Origin of the sequence: Acinetobacter vivianii (assembly GCF_014635885.1) — a bacterium.
In the GTDB taxonomy this organism is placed as follows: Bacteria; Pseudomonadota; Gammaproteobacteria; order Pseudomonadales; family Moraxellaceae; genus Acinetobacter; species Acinetobacter vivianii.
The window spans coordinates 632,540-647,277 of record NZ_BMDR01000001.1; the positions used below are offsets into that span (position 1 = coordinate 632,540).

The 14,738-nt window shown below is 40.6% G+C and carries 19 protein-coding genes; all 19 read right to left on the reverse strand.

Annotation, left to right across the window (positions count from 1 at the left end; all coding sequences use genetic code 11):
* Nucleotides 1-8: 8 nt before the first annotated feature.
* A complete protein-coding gene (locus IEV36_RS03010) occupies nucleotides 9-311 on the reverse strand; it encodes an integration host factor subunit beta (protein WP_004653854.1) in 303 nt (100 codons plus the stop codon).
* 157 nt (nucleotides 312-468) lie between these two features.
* Nucleotides 469-2,151, reverse strand: a complete 1,683-nt coding sequence (gene rpsA, locus IEV36_RS03015; RefSeq protein WP_004772497.1) for a 30S ribosomal protein S1 — start codon at nucleotides 2,149-2,151, stop codon at nucleotides 469-471.
* A 115-nt stretch (nucleotides 2,152-2,266) separates the two neighbouring features.
* The gene (gene cmk / locus IEV36_RS03020) at nucleotides 2,267-2,947 is read right to left on the reverse strand and encodes a (d)CMP kinase (protein ID WP_005257893.1); all 681 of its coding nucleotides are present in this window, start codon (nucleotides 2,945-2,947) and stop codon (nucleotides 2,267-2,269) included.
* Nucleotides 2,948-2,956: 9 nt separating this feature from the next.
* On the reverse strand, nucleotides 2,957-3,397 hold the full coding sequence (locus IEV36_RS03025) for an SRPBCC family protein (protein WP_004772501.1): 441 nt from the start codon (nucleotides 3,395-3,397) through the stop codon (nucleotides 2,957-2,959).
* Between the two features lie 66 nt (nucleotides 3,398-3,463).
* On the reverse strand, nucleotides 3,464-3,973 hold the full coding sequence (gene tadA, locus IEV36_RS03030) for a tRNA adenosine(34) deaminase TadA (RefSeq protein WP_005257895.1): 510 nt from the start codon (nucleotides 3,971-3,973) through the stop codon (nucleotides 3,464-3,466).
* Between the two features lie 6 nt (nucleotides 3,974-3,979).
* Nucleotides 3,980-5,104, reverse strand: coding sequence for an enoyl-CoA hydratase/isomerase family protein (locus IEV36_RS03035; protein ID WP_171067027.1), 1,125 nt, complete (start codon nucleotides 5,102-5,104; stop codon nucleotides 3,980-3,982).
* Nucleotides 5,101-5,814 carry a uracil-DNA glycosylase gene (gene ung, locus IEV36_RS03040; RefSeq protein WP_005257897.1) on the reverse strand — a complete coding sequence of 238 codons (714 nt, stop codon included), beginning with the start codon at nucleotides 5,812-5,814 and terminating at the stop codon, nucleotides 5,101-5,103. The genes IEV36_RS03035 and ung overlap by 4 nt, the downstream gene beginning before the upstream one ends.
* A gap of 43 nt (nucleotides 5,815-5,857) precedes the next feature.
* Nucleotides 5,858-6,454 carry a 6-pyruvoyl trahydropterin synthase family protein gene (locus IEV36_RS03045; protein WP_004772509.1) on the reverse strand — a complete coding sequence of 199 codons (597 nt, stop codon included), beginning with the start codon at nucleotides 6,452-6,454 and terminating at the stop codon, nucleotides 5,858-5,860.
* 107 nt (nucleotides 6,455-6,561) lie between these two features.
* Nucleotides 6,562-7,521 carry a type II secretion system minor pseudopilin GspK gene (gspK, locus tag IEV36_RS03050; protein ID WP_032864051.1) on the reverse strand — a complete coding sequence of 320 codons (960 nt, stop codon included), beginning with the start codon at nucleotides 7,519-7,521 and terminating at the stop codon, nucleotides 6,562-6,564.
* Nucleotides 7,522-7,525: 4 nt separating this feature from the next.
* The gene (gene gspJ, locus IEV36_RS03055; protein WP_005257901.1) at nucleotides 7,526-8,143 is read right to left on the reverse strand and encodes a type II secretion system minor pseudopilin GspJ; all 618 of its coding nucleotides are present in this window, start codon (nucleotides 8,141-8,143) and stop codon (nucleotides 7,526-7,528) included.
* Nucleotides 8,143-8,763, reverse strand: coding sequence for a type II secretion system minor pseudopilin GspI (gene gspI, locus IEV36_RS03060; protein ID WP_005257903.1), 621 nt, complete (start codon nucleotides 8,761-8,763; stop codon nucleotides 8,143-8,145). Before gspI ends, gspJ begins: the two co-directional genes overlap by 1 nt.
* The gene (locus IEV36_RS03065; RefSeq protein WP_032863922.1) at nucleotides 8,753-9,301 is read right to left on the reverse strand and encodes a pilus assembly FimT family protein; all 549 of its coding nucleotides are present in this window, start codon (nucleotides 9,299-9,301) and stop codon (nucleotides 8,753-8,755) included. The genes gspI and IEV36_RS03065 overlap by 11 nt, the downstream gene beginning before the upstream one ends.
* A gap of 11 nt (nucleotides 9,302-9,312) precedes the next feature.
* The gene (locus IEV36_RS03070) at nucleotides 9,313-9,921 is read right to left on the reverse strand and encodes a TetR/AcrR family transcriptional regulator (RefSeq protein ID WP_004772516.1); all 609 of its coding nucleotides are present in this window, start codon (nucleotides 9,919-9,921) and stop codon (nucleotides 9,313-9,315) included.
* Between the two features lie 40 nt (nucleotides 9,922-9,961).
* Nucleotides 9,962-10,735 (reverse strand): TatD family hydrolase, encoded by a 774-nt coding sequence (locus IEV36_RS03075; protein ID WP_005257909.1) that lies wholly within the window; start codon nucleotides 10,733-10,735, stop codon nucleotides 9,962-9,964.
* Between the two features lie 24 nt (nucleotides 10,736-10,759).
* On the reverse strand, nucleotides 10,760-11,104 hold the full coding sequence (locus IEV36_RS03080; protein ID WP_005257911.1) for a PilZ domain-containing protein: 345 nt from the start codon (nucleotides 11,102-11,104) through the stop codon (nucleotides 10,760-10,762).
* A gap of 359 nt (nucleotides 11,105-11,463) precedes the next feature.
* On the reverse strand, nucleotides 11,464-11,769 hold the full coding sequence (locus IEV36_RS03085) for a hypothetical protein (protein ID WP_004772520.1): 306 nt from the start codon (nucleotides 11,767-11,769) through the stop codon (nucleotides 11,464-11,466).
* Between the two features lie 202 nt (nucleotides 11,770-11,971).
* Complete coding sequence (locus IEV36_RS03090; protein WP_005257914.1) at nucleotides 11,972-12,955, reverse strand: DNA polymerase III delta subunit-related protein; 984 nt, start codon at nucleotides 12,953-12,955, stop codon at nucleotides 11,972-11,974.
* A 4-nt stretch (nucleotides 12,956-12,959) separates the two neighbouring features.
* The gene (gene kdsB, locus IEV36_RS03095) at nucleotides 12,960-13,721 is read right to left on the reverse strand and encodes a 3-deoxy-manno-octulosonate cytidylyltransferase (protein ID WP_005257916.1); all 762 of its coding nucleotides are present in this window, start codon (nucleotides 13,719-13,721) and stop codon (nucleotides 12,960-12,962) included.
* Between the two features lie 9 nt (nucleotides 13,722-13,730).
* A complete protein-coding gene (lpxK, locus tag IEV36_RS03100) occupies nucleotides 13,731-14,738 on the reverse strand; it encodes a tetraacyldisaccharide 4'-kinase (RefSeq protein WP_005257918.1) in 1,008 nt (335 codons plus the stop codon).

The window sequence follows — 14,738 nt, forward strand, 5'->3', positions numbered from 1 at the left end:
CTCAATACTTATTCAGCAGATTCGTTTACTGCATCACGAAGTGCCTTACCAGGTTTAAAGTGTGGAACTGCTTTCGCTGCAACATCAACTGACTTACCTGTTTTAGGGTTACGACCTAAACGTGGTTCACGGTGATGTAATGCAAAACTACCAAAACCACGAATCTCAATACGATCACCGCTTGAAAGTGCTTCAATCATTTGATCAATCATGATCTTAACTGCATCTTCAACTAAAGGTTCAGCCAAGTGTGGGTTTTTAAGAGCAATCCGTTCAATTAAATCAGATTTATTAAGTGCTTCAGTAGTCATTGATGACCTCTTTAATTATCGCTACTTTCCAATGTTTTTAATAATAACCTGTTTAAATACAAAACGGTAGCGCAGTACATGATTACTACGCTACCGTTTACAGTATTTTTGTATAAAAAAGTACGTCTCTGTTACAAGAAACGTACTTTTTAACAAATTACTTCATTTGAGCTTTAATTAAGTCACCAATAGTCTTAGGACCATTGCTTTCTGCAGCTTGAGTTGCAGCAGCTTGGCGAGCATTGTTCACAGCTTCTTTCTCTTCAGCTTCGTCTTTCGCTTTGATAGACAAGTTAATAGAGCGAGATTTGCGATCAACGTTGATGATCTTAGCTTCAACTTCTTGACCAACTTCTAAGAATTTAGTCGCATCTTCAACGCGGTCACGGTTGATTTCAGAAGCTTTAAGTGTTGCTTCGATGTCATCAGCTAATTTAACTGTAGCACCTTTAGCATCAACAGCAGTTACAGTACCTTTAACTAAAGCACCGCGCTCATTCGCAGCCAAGAAGTCATTGAATGGATCGCTGTTTAATTGCTTGATACCAAGGCTGATACGGTTGCCTTCAGCGTCAACAGATAAGATAACTGCTTCAACTGTGTCACCTTTCTTGTAACGACGAATTGCTTCTTCGCCTTGTTCGTTCCAAGAAATATCAGACAAGTGTACTAAACCGTCGATACCGCCAGATAAACCGATGAAGATACCGAAGTCAGTGATTGACTTGATCGTACCAGAAACTTTTTCGCCTTTTTCATTTGCTTTAGCAAACTCTTCCCATGGGTTAGCACGAGTTTGTTTGATACCCAATGAAATACGACGACGTTCTTCGTCAACTTCAAGAACCATAACATCAACTTCGTCACCGATCTGAACAACTTTAGATGGGTGGATGTTTTTGTTAGTGTGGTCCATTTCTGAAACGTGTACTAAGCCTTCAACGCCTTCAGCGATTTCAGCGAAGCAACCGTAGTCAGTTAAGTTAGTTACACGTGCTTTAACGATAGAACCTTTAGGGTAACGGCTCATGATCGCTAACCATGGATCTTCGCCTAATTGCTTAAGGCCTAAAGATACGCGGTTACGCTCGCGGTCAAACTTAAGTACTTTAACTGTAACTTCTTGACCAACTTCAACAACTTCTGAAGGATGCTTGATACGTTTCCAAGCCATATCTGTGATATGTAGAAGACCATCAATACCGCCAAGATCAACGAACGCGCCGTAATCAGTAAGGTTCTTGATCGTACCTGTAACTGTTTGACCTTCTTCAAGTTGAGCAAGTAATGCTTCACGGTCAGCTGAAGATTCAGCTTCCATAACTGCACGACGAGATACAACAACGTTGTTACGTTTAGCATCAAGTTTGATTACTTTGAACTCTAACTCTTTACCTTCAAGGTGAGTTGTGTCACGGATAGGACGAGTGTCAACTAAAGAACCTGGTAAGAATGCACGTACAGGACCGATGTCAACAGTGAAACCGCCTTTAACCTTACCAGAGATAACACCAGTAACGATTTCGCCGTCTTCAAAGATTTTCTCAAGTTTAGTCCAAGTTTCAGCACGTTTCGCTTTTTCACGTGATAAAACTGTTTGACCCATACCGTTGTCAAGCGCTTCAACAACTACGTCAACAGTATCGCCAACTTGAACTTCAAGTTCACGTTGTTCATTTAAAAATTCAGCACGGTCAACAACGCCTTCAGATTTAAGGCCAGTGTCAACAGTAACCCAGTCAGAATCGATACTAACAACAGTACCTTGGATGACTGCACCCTTTTCAACGTTGAGGTTTAATTCACTTTCTTCAAAGAGGGCTGCAAAAGATTCGGTCATGATATACCTGATAAAGTCCGCGGTCTTGGATCAGACAAGGCCGGTTTAGTTAAGTTGTTACATTGTCCAAAAAATCTGATCAAGCAATGCTTCAACTGAAAATAAAAGGGTTTATCTATTGAATACGGCTATCGATATAGTCCACCATTAACTGAAACACTTCATTGATGCCTATTGTAGAACTATCAATGACATACGCGTCTTCAGCTGGCTTGAGCGGAGCAACTGTTCGCTCCATATCTCTTTTATCTCTAGCCTGTATGTTAGATAAAATGTCGCTTATTTTAGCATCAAGACCCATACCCTGCAACTGTTTTACTCTACGCTCTGCACGAGATTCAGCCGATGCAGTTAAATAAATCTTGGCTTGGGCTTCTGGAAAAATCGATGTCGCCATATCACGTCCGTCAGCTACCAAGCCCGGTGCCTGAATAAATGCACGTTGACGTTCAAATAATGCTTTTCTTAATTCTGGGACAGTTGCCACTTTAGATGCATACTCACCGACCTGCTCTGTGCGAATGGTATTGGTGACATCAACACCTTCCAGAAAAACAAGTGTTGCAGCTTCTGTAGATTTAAATTCGATATCAAGCTGTGTGGCGTATTCAACACACTGCTCTAGCTTGGTATTCAGCTGATCCAGTAAGCCATGTTGAAACAAAGACAGCCCAAGTAAACGATATAACGCACCAGAGTCTAATAAATTAAAACCATAATGTGCGGCAATTTTTGCAGCCAATGTGCCCTTACCAGAACCACTTGGACCATCAATCGTAATAATATGAACTGTCATTCCCATCTCTTATGAAGCAACTGATTTGGCTAATTTTGAAAAACCTAGTGTAATGGCTGCTTTGAGTTGTGCAAGAACTAATTTACTTACAAAAGGTGCTTTTGCTGTAAATTCAATCTTATAAGTCACCAAAGTTACAAAAGGTGTGATTTCTTTAAAGTCAATTTGCCCTAAATGGTGTTTTACCAATGGGTTATTGATCAACTTATACTCAATTCGTTTATTCTCTTCCAGTAGCGTGATTTCTTCCTGAAGTGGTTTAATCGGACCAAATCCCATGCGGCGAATTGAACCAATCCCGTCAGGACGTTCTGGATCAGCAGAATCTTTCACACGAACTACTTGTAATGGTGCAAATGCCTTGTTATAGGTTGCGTGTTTTGACAACAAGTCAAAAACCTCAGAGATCGGTGCATTGAATTCTTTTTCTATCGTGATTGCATTACGCATAACTTCGCCTTTTGATTATATCCAAAAACATTGGAGGCTTAGTGTGCCATAACTCATGAGACATTTTTAATCATTTAAGGACGTTTTTGACGAACGGATTTTCTTCTTTTCATTTCTTCTTTGTTTGAAAAAATCACTTAACTGCAAGGAACACTGCGCTTGCAGACAACCTTGCTCAAAAAAAAATTTATGATTGTAATAACCACTTTCGAGTAATTGTCTGGCACTGACCAGAGAGCCCGCTTTTGGCTCAGTCGTGGCAAAAACCACACGCTTCACCCGTGCATGCACTAAAGCCCCCACACACATGGTGCAAGGTTCAAGCGTAACATACAGTGTCGTATCTTCAGGTAAACGGTAGTTATTTAAAGACTGACACGCTGCACGTAAAGCCTGTATTTCTGCATGTGCAGTAGGATCTGAAAGTTTAATCGGTGCATTGTATCCTGCACCAATGACCTGATCATCGCTAACAAGAACGGCACCGACAGGAATTTCTCCCTGTGATGCCGCTAATGCAGCCTGCTCATAGGCAAGCTGCATCCAGTATTCATCATTATGATTTTCTACAGTCATATCAGCTTAAGCAATTACGCCATAGTGCTTCAACAACGCATTCCAGCTCTCGATATTGGTTACAGGTGCACAGTCGCCCAAGATACCTTTGAGTGTTAACTGTTCTGTTGCTTTCCATTCAGGTGATAAGTCTTTATCAACCAGACGGGCACGCACACCTTCAACAAAATCAGGATGACGGATTTTCCATTCAGAAATTTGGGCTTCTAATGCAAAGACTTCATCCCATGCATGACCTTGTTTGCCCCATTGCCATAACAACCAGGTAATTGCTGCAGTGCTTGGTGAACCTTTTTGCAGGTTCTCACTTGCCTGACGTAACCAGTCACTACTTGCATCACTGAGGCCAATAATCGATTGATAGTCATATTCAAAGTTTTGCCCGCGACAAACGCTATGAATTACATCAATTGAGTTTTGCAAAGGACCTGCAGCAACAGGACGATGTAAGCTATTCAAGGTATCATCAATCGCACGGAAAGCACCCGCTGGATAATGATTCCAATCGACATTTAAAACCTTTTGCAGAACATTATCGCGTTGTGCTTCACAAATATGCGTTGCCCAACCTACGCTGAATGCGCCCGCTGCGGTCATAATTGAGCCAGTTAAACCGGTAAATAAACCGATTTGACCACGGTCAGCAAGGAAGCGGCTTGCGCCTACATCGGGATATAGACCAATATTGATTTCAGGCATTGCCAGACGTGAATATGGAGTAACCAAACGGAATGGTGCTGCCATAAACAAGCCTAAGCCACCACCCATTACATAGCCTTCACCCCAGACAACAATCGGTTTTGCATAATTATGTAGGAGTAAATCAAGCGCATATTCTTGCTGGAAAAACTGATTCGCTGTTTCAACTTCTTTATTAATAACAAGCTGACGTAATTTACGGACATCCCCACCTGCACAAAATGCTTTTGGTGTCGTCGAATCGAACCAGATCGCTTTAACACTTTCATCTTCATGAAAATGCTCAAATACTTTAAGCAGAGCACTTACAATCGGCTCATCTAAAGCATGCAGTGATTTAGGGCGATTAAGACGAATGATTCGCCAACCATTTTTTGCATGCTCAATAACTAAATCAGGATGATAGCTATTTAAATCGGGAGAAGTCATTATGCGTCCAATTGCCAGTCTATAGGCTCAATGCCATGTTGTTTCAAATATTGATTAGTTTTAGAAAATACTTTACAGCCAAAAAAACCACCACGGTTTGCAGCGAGTGGTGATGGATGCGCTGCTGTTAGAACAAGGTGCTTGTTACGGTCGATACGTTGTCCTTTACGCTGCGCATAAGCACCCCATAAAATAAACACAATATGTTCGCGCTGCTCATTCAATACATCAATGACTGAATCGGTAAAGTCTTCCCATCCCTGTTTTTGATGTGAAGTTGGCTGTCCTGCCGCGACCGTAAGTACACTGTTGAGCAATAACACACCTTGTGCAGCCCATTTACTCAAGTCACCATGACGAGAAACAGGAACACCCAGATCAGTATTTAATTCGTGAAAAATATTACGCAAAGATGGCGGTAATGCAACCCCTCTTTGCACAGAAAAGCTTAAACCATTGGCCTGATTTGGACCATGATAAGGATCCTGCCCCAGAATCACGACCTTCACTGCATTTAATGGTGTGGTATTCAATGCATTAAAGATCTGCTTGCTTGGTGGATAGATGACTCTTTCTGCAAGTTTTTCTTGTTGTAAAAACTCACGCAAATTATCCATTTTAGGGCTCAGAAGAAACTCTGATAATGAGATTTTCCAAGACTCGTCCAACTGAACTTTATTAAGTTTGTCCTGTTGCTGTTCAGTAAGTTGCATCAACATTCCTTGAAATAAATTCTTTTATTTAAGTGAAGAATACTTAAATATTAACTTGTAACTCTACATTCGGATTCTGGAATTTTGTTCCTTTTTTCAGGTTTTCGTACATCTGAACGTCGCTCCATTCAGCCTGTACCTGTTCTGAAAAGACAATCTGTTCCAGACTCAATTCGCCCATTTGTGTATTTTCAATATCTTCCTGAAAACTCTGTGCATAGCCAGTATCTGTTTCATGCACAATCACTGAATACACTTCAACGTCCCCTTCACCATTTTGGGTCACGGTTGAATTTAACACTTGCTGAGCGAGATAGAAAAAGATACGCGAAAACTGTTCTGCCGATGGCGAAACGGGTAAGGAAATCCAGCGCGCACTGAAAGTCTTACATGCATCAATATAAGCAGGGTCATCTTTCTGCCAAAAACAGATTGCATGATCGAAGCTATCATATAGCTCCTTAATAACGCCTTTGAGTAAGCCGAAATCATAGACCATTTGCCCATGATCCAGCTTTGACGCTTTTAATAATAATTCAACTTTATAACTATGCCCATGAATCGAACGCTTACAACGATCCGATGTACAGTTACGTACAATATGAGCATTCTCAAACTTAAACAATTTACGAATTAACATGCACCAAGCTAATCTTTATCTGCAAACGAATTTTATTATAAAGCAAAAAAACATGGATTGGGATTGATTTTAAACCTTGTCACCATTTGATTAACCAATCCAGAAATTTACTGGAAAGGTGAAAGACTTCTTGAATAAACAGTCACTTGCTTATCCTTACGTGCTAAAGAGCTGGTAAATTGACGTTTTCGTTCGCTTAAAACCACTTCAATTTGTGCAGTAAAATAGTTGGATTTACTATCCAGCAAATCAGCGGCATCAGATTTATTCTGTTCTTCTATCCCAGAAAATGCATTTAGCTGCCATAAATCCTCAATATTATTGAAATAAGTCAAATTCGCCTGTTTCGCTTTTAGCTCTTGTTCAACCGCTTTTACATCGACTTTTGGATCAATACTGGCCAATAACAAGGCTGGTGCCGTATTCATGTTAACCTTCGTTTGCTCAGGTAATGCTGTGACATAGGGTTTAATCAAATCATAATTCTTACCCTCAAATCCTCTGACCAGTTTCAACTCTTCCACACTGTGGAATTTGGTATTTGGCGTTAGATAAGCAGGATCCAAACCCTGATAATAACTGCTTTCAGCCCCCATTGGCCCTGTGGTTTCATCATCAACATCTTGCCAGTCAATTACGGCCTGACTTAATTCAGCAGGCAAACCTACCCGTTGTAGCAGCTTTTCAAACCAGCGTTGCGCGGCTTCATCCACCTTTGTTCCATCGGCTTTCACCAGATTGTTAAGATTAAATTTTCCAGACTCATCAACCAAACGACCAGAAACATATCCATCATCTACAGGAAATGGCGGCATCGGTTTTGCCCAGTTTTCCTGTAAATGGTCAATACTTTCTCCATTATCGCTATCTTGTATCAGCAATTCCGAGAAAAATGCCTCTGCACTTTTTGCATAAAGTAGAGACTGGTTTTGACGCATTAAATAGCCCGTGTTTTCGGCAGTATTGGTTTGTCGCTTGGCAATAGTCGCCGCTAGAATAGTCGCCAAAGCTACCATTACCAGAATTGTTAATAGAGCGACGCCATGTTGAGATGAATGTTTTTTCATGACATTACTGACCGCCTGCATCTGAATGATTATTGAGCAGACTATAAATCCACTCGTAGTCTGTACCAGCCACTGTCAACTGAACTTTGATTCCAAGCGGTAATTTCTTCAGTTCAGCGATATTACTTGGATCACTATTTTCAGGCCATTGCGTCAATTCTTGCGGGTTCAAAACCATCACTTTAAATTGATCTACATTTTCCAATAGAGTACTTGAAACAGGTTGTACCCGATTAGGAATATTCAGATTTGAATATTTGAGACGATAAACTTTCTTTTGTTCAGCATCATAACGATATTCAATACGCTCGTAAGGCGACAAACCTTGTTTCAGTGGGTCAGAAACACCAGCCTTGCTGAATGCAAAGTGCTGATCATTCAAGACAAGCGCAGCTTGCAACTGTCGTCCATCATTAGCTGTCAAAGGTATGATCTGCAAACTATCCCGCAAGAACTGCTGATAAGCATCCTGCAAAGCAAATAAGTGCAATTCATGTTCTGCATTACGGTCTTTTACTTTTAATAGGTAGTCAAACACTTTCCAGCCCAGCATCGAAAGTACTGCAAAGATTGCAATTGCAACCAACAACTCGACCAGAGTAAATGCGCGTGTATATTTCATTATGTTCTAGCTTTGGCAGGATAGTTAAAGAACACAAGATTGGTAATCCCCGCTTCGACCTTACCTTGTTCTTTATTAAATAAACTGACTTGGAGTTCAATTCGCTGGATTTTAGGGCTGATTGTAGATTGTGCTTTTTTATCGATTTGCCAAGTTTCACCTTGAGAGGTCACTTGCTTGGATTGTGTTCCATCCAGCCATTCTTGATTCATTTCCATCATTGCCACTTCATTCATGGCCACAAATTGTGCTTTGGTTCTTAAAATGGCATTTGATGTCGATTGCGTATATTGCATCGCTACCTTGGTTAACGCAATCGCAGCAACAGCAAAGATCGCCAACGCAACCATCACTTCTAGTAGAGTAAATCCTGAGACACGATTAAATCGAGCAAAGCTCGATCGTGTCGCAAGATGAGAAGCTATGCTTGAGGTGCGAGGTTTCGGCCGTACTGAAAGATGAGAAGCTATGCTTCGAGTTGCAGGATTAGAGAAACAACGTTTCACCCTGAGAAGCTCTGCTTCACAAGAAGACGGAGAAGCAATGCGTGATATAGATAGTTTCCGCAACGCAACAGAAGAATCACTCTCTGGACAATATACTAAAGACTTAATTTTCATTGACCTTACCTAAATGATCCAGCTCTAGCTCATGTCCAATCGGCTGTTGCGCATAATAAAACTGGATTCGGACAGGCTTCGCTTCACCATTTCCAAACCAGATGAGTTGAGGAGCCTTACCGCCCAGTAAATCTTCATTTTTTGCTTTGTTATAATTTGCTGTATCTAAACTTTGTATACTCAAAGACACATTATTGGGTAATTGACGCGTCTTAAACTCTTTATACAGTTGCCAAGTGCGGTCAACCTGCTGAATCTGTTCAAGACTCTGGTCATGATATTCATAGAGGTTATAACTGAAAGGTGCAACATCCGTAGCATTTTGAGTATTTAACGCAAAAACTTTTGCCTGATCAGTGGCTTCTTTATTAATTTTTTTCAGATCAAGAATAAACATCTCTCGGGCTTGCATGGCGCGGCGTTGATCAACACCACCAATATTCAAAACCACAAGAGATGCCATAATCGTCATAATAACGATCACCACCATCACCTCAATCAGGGTAAAAGCCTTTTGTGAATGCTTTGGTGATCTCATTATCATTTCAACTATGCAAGCGCAGTTTCAACCAGCTTCGGTAATGCCAAAGCCTGCTCAATATAAGCGACACGTAAAGTATCTCGAGAACCCAGATAACGCTGATAGAAACTCGAATTCAGGATAACGGCTGCACCATAGGTCAAAGACCAGATCGAAGCAAGGTAATCCCGCGTTGTCATGGTACTGTTAATACCCAGCAAATAACTTTCCGTCATTCGAATAATGATACGCAAACGCTGTCTACGCACCTTATATAGCTCACTGAACAGTAATTGGATACCCTGTCCAGTGGTCGAAAGCCGCTCTTCTATCTGATGGAATAAGGCCGTACGCTCAGGATGATGCAAATGGTGCAACATAAAGAAAGCCAAATGTTCAGGAAATGCCTTTTCAGTATCCTGAATCATTTCCAACAACATGCGCTCATTACGAATAATCAGCAACATATACAACTCATCTTTACTTTGAAAATGCTTATATAACGTACCTTTAGCAAGATCCAGCTCAGCTGCCAACGCATCCAGCGTCATGCCTGCTTCACCATTTTCTAACAGGAGTTGCTCCGCGATTTGAAAAATTAATACTTCTCGTGCTCTAAACTGAGCTTGACGATCCATTTTCACGTAATAACTCTCTTTCCTAATACAACAAAACCGTTTATTTCAAATTTAAGAGATTTTCAAAATTTTGTGTTGTAATCATGCCAATCTCTTCAACCGATTTATCATATACATCACTTAAGGCTTTTGCTACAAAAGGAACATATTTCGGTTCATTGCTTTTACCGCGATAAGGCACTGGCGCTAAATAGGGACTATCTGTTTCTATCAAAAGACGATCAAGCGGCACTTGCTTTGCCACATCCCGTAAATCCTGAGCATTTTTAAAAGAAACAATCCCAGAAAAAGAAATATAGTAACCACAATCCAAAACGGCTTTTGCTGTTTCCCAATCTTCGGTAAAACAATGCAAAATACCATGGGTAGACTGCTCTGCACGAATAATATCAATGGTATCGTGCTTGGCTGCACGGGTGTGCACAACCACAGGTTTTTTCACGATTTTTGAAGCTTCAATATGTCGGGCAAAGCAACGCTTTTGTTCCTCGACGAAATCTGTACTGTGATAATAATCCAGCCCCGTTTCACCCAAAGCCCATACTTTATCGGATTGAGCAAGATTAACGAGATAGTCTGTTGTCGCACGCGCCATCACCTGTTCATCTTCACATGGATGAACACCGACAGAATACCCAACATCATCGTGTCGGGATGCGATTTCTGCCAATTTTATATGATCTTCAAGATCAACCGAAATGCCCATGAATTTCGAAACACCCGCAAGACGAGCTTGCTCAAGTGCCTGATCCAAGTCGCCTTGATAAGGGCTTAGATCCAACATGGTTAAATGGCAATGCGTATCAACAAACACTCTTCTATCCTATTTATTTCATAACTACATGGTATAACTTGGACGATCCAGACCTTTGGATCCGGCCAGCAATTTCTCAGCTTCATTTTTATAATACACGCCTTTTTCACCAACAAGCTGTATTGCAAAACCTTGTGGCTTAAAATGCGTCTGTTTATGAGAAATCCAGATCACTTTTCCAGTCAATGGAATCTTTTGGGATTGTTCAGGAAGAGTTGCCAGCACAAAAACTTCCTGTCCCATTTTCACCGCTTGTTTAGTTGGCACAAATAAACCGCCGCCTTGTACAAAAGGCATATAACTTGATTGTAAGGTCACTTTGTCTGGAATGTTGACCTGTATAATTCCGCCCATCATTTGTGGTTGCATAACTTTCCCCTGTTCAATATTGAAACATCAAAATCTAGAACGTCTACTTTCGACGTATAAAACATCCGAATGTTTCCATCTGATTTATAGCCTTATCTTTCGTGATCGTTCATTTAATATCTATACGTCTTATATGACTGAATTATAGAAAACAATCCTGCAAACAACAAATGATGTTTAGGCTAAATACAATTTAGGGCATTTAAAAAAGCAGCTTATTTATCACTTTTTCGAATAATACGTGCCATAGTTTTACAACAGATGACAGCTTGAAAGAAATGACAAGAAAAATATAGATGTGATTTAGAAAAAAACCGCTCTTGTGAGCGGCTTTTTAACAATGATAAAAATAAAGTTTTTTATTTTTCAGTACATTTATAATCAAAGTCTAATTTACTAATCGCTTGATCGGTATTTCTGGCAATGACAGAAATGTTGTTGGCCCCAGCTTCAATATAAAATTTACCACTGAACTGATTTGCACCAGCACCACGGACATGATTAAAAGAGTAGCTATATACACATTCGTAAGCTTGTGAACCCGCATTAGACGCATTAATCTGAAAAGATGATCCATTAATATTTGAAATAAACTTCGGTTCAGCCATTGCCATGCTGGGTAAAATTACAAATGACAACGCAATCGCGATAGATTTAATTTTCATCTCGATATTCCTTATTTTTTAATATTATTGTGAAGTGTTTCACATTTTATATTCTTTTTTGATCAAGGATTAAAGAGCTATGTACACTTTAGATACAATTTTTACATAAATAATATAAAACAAGGTGATGAACTTATTTTTCAGTCCAGTTCATTCACCTGTTTTATTGGAATAATCAGTCAGCACAGCTGCTTAAAGTATATTAAGCCACATTCATCAACTGAATAAATAACTCATCCATCACCAGTTGGGTTTGAACATTCTGCTCAACCATTCGTTTTTTCTGCTGCAAATCAGAATAGATTCCAAATAGCTGCTCAAGGTTATAACACTCGACCAAACGACTAAAATCCAGATCATCATTTTTAAGCGCCTGATTGAGTTTCAAACTCACCAAATCACCCAGCAGATACTCAAACATGGTCATAAATTCTGAAAAATTAAGCTCTTTAGACCATTTGTTTGAATAGTTCAAAGGCATATTTTTTTCTGCCACCAACTTCAACCAGTCAGTAAGGAAAATAGCGCGTTTCTGCAACCATTCACTTTTTTCAATTTCAATCGCCGTTAGCGGCATATCATTGGCAAGATTCAGCAATAGTGACACTTGGCTTGATGAAATTTCTGGAATTTGCTGTTTGACAAAAGTCTGCGCATCCTCAAGCGTTAAACGATCTAACGCAAAATGCTGTAATCGACTGCGAATGGTAGCGGGTAATTTCAAATAATGATCAGCAAGTAAAATCAATACGACTCGCTCACCCGGTTCTTCTAGCGTTTTCAACAAAGCATTTGCAGAGGCTGTGTTTAATGCTTCCGCAGGCTCGATGACCACAACACGCCAGCCTTCACCTGTTTGTTGAACAAATGGCAGTAAGTCACGTATTTTCTCGATCTTGATTTTTGCGTTTTGTTTTTTATTTTCTTCGTCTGTCGTGATATGCACATAATTAGGATGTGTATCCGATTTTAGCCATTGGCAACTTGTACATTCTCCACAAGCAGCTTGTGCCTGTTTATTTAAACAAAGCACCCAGGCAACAAAACGTTCAGCAAACTCTTTTTTGGCGCAGCCTTTTTTGCCATAAAATAATAGCCCATGTCCCAGATGTGGAAATCGCGTACTGAGAAGTTCCCAAGTCTGTGCATGCCAGGGATATAGTGTTTTCGTTTGAGTATCGACCATAATCTTATTCAAATGCACTCACAGGCATTGTATTGAGACGATCTAAATCCGCCTGTGTATCCACGCCTGGGGGTAAGTTCGCTTCTGCAACATCAATCGCAATGCGATGACCATTTTCCAAAACACGTAATTGCTCTAGGCTTTCCAGTTTCTCCAGATTGCCCTGTTCCCAAGTCACGTATTCTTGCAATAATTTCACACGGTAAGCATATAGACCTAAATGACGGAAAGCCTGTGTGTGTAGCGTTGGTACAGCTTGTTTTGCGCCATCACGATCATAAGGAATGGTCGCACGACTAAAATAAAGCGCTTCATTACGATTGCTCATCACCACTTTCACAATGCTGTCACGTTGAAATTCATCTAACTGATGGATCGGCTCGCACAAAGTAGACATTGAGCATTGTGGATTATCAATCAAAAGCTGTGTGACCTGTTGTACCAGTTGAGCAGGCAATAAAGGCTCATCACCTTGTACGTTCACAATCACATCGTCTGCTGACCAACCTTTGATACGAGCAACTTCGCTTAAACGATCCGTACCAGATGGATGCTGAGGATTGGTTAAAACCACATCCACACCTTCTGCCTGACAAACCTCGGCAATACGAGGATCATCTGTTGCAACACACAAATCATCAAAACCAGCAACTTTTTTTGCCTGATCTACCACCCGCAAAATCATCGGTCGACCATGAATAAGGAGTAATGGTTTTCCTGGCAAACGAGAGCTCGCAAAACGAGCAGGAATAACAATATGCTTCATGATAGATCTCTAAGAAAGTTGAATCCCGACCTGTTTCAATTGCTGTTTTAACAACACATAACAGTCAGGTGATAATACTGCTTCGACGGGTACCACCCAGATCGGAATATTAAATTCAGGATGTTGCTTTAATAATGCCTTGAATTTTACGGCATCTTTTTCCGTGGTAATGATTGCATCTGGATTATCAAAACTTAAATCAGCAATTTCATAATCATGATGATCTGGAAATTCATGCGCTTGATATTGATCAACTTCGAGCTTGCTCAAGGTCTGGTAAAAACGCTGTGGGAAACCGATGCCCACCACCGCATTAAAATACTGCTTTGGATCAAACCAAGGCGTATCCAGATTGGCATTTAATAAATAAGGCTGACCTACTTCTAGATGCATGTTCTGCTTAGGCTGAGCAACTTTGGTATGTTCAATCACTGTACTGTGGTTTAGGCGTGATTTAGGTTCTCTTAAATAACCTTCTGGCAATAATTTCTCATTACCCAAACCACGATTTTGATCCAGTACAATCCATTCAATTTCGCGTGCCAAGGCCCAATGCTGTAAACCATCATCACTAATAATCAGATCAAGTTGTTGATTTTGCAGTAACAGCTCGATTGCCGCCTGACGATTTGGGCCAACAGCCATCGGAACTTGTGTCGACTGCACAATAAGACAAGGTTCATCACCAGCAGCATCAGGCTCGGAGGATTGAGTAACCAAGAGCGGAAAAGGCCCTTCGGCCCCATAACCACGGCTGATCACACCCACCCGAACGCCCTGCTGTTGCAAGTATTTGACCAACTGGATCAACAAAGGCGTTTTACCGCTACCACCGACCGTAATATTACCAATCACCATGACCGGGACTGGTGCTTTATAGACTTTTTTTAGACCATTTTTATAAAGTGCCTGATTGGTACAAAAGCCCAATCGGTACAACCATGACAGTGGGCGCAACACCACCAACCATGAAGCCTGTTCATTCCAAGCATCCTGAATACGTTGCGCCATCGACAT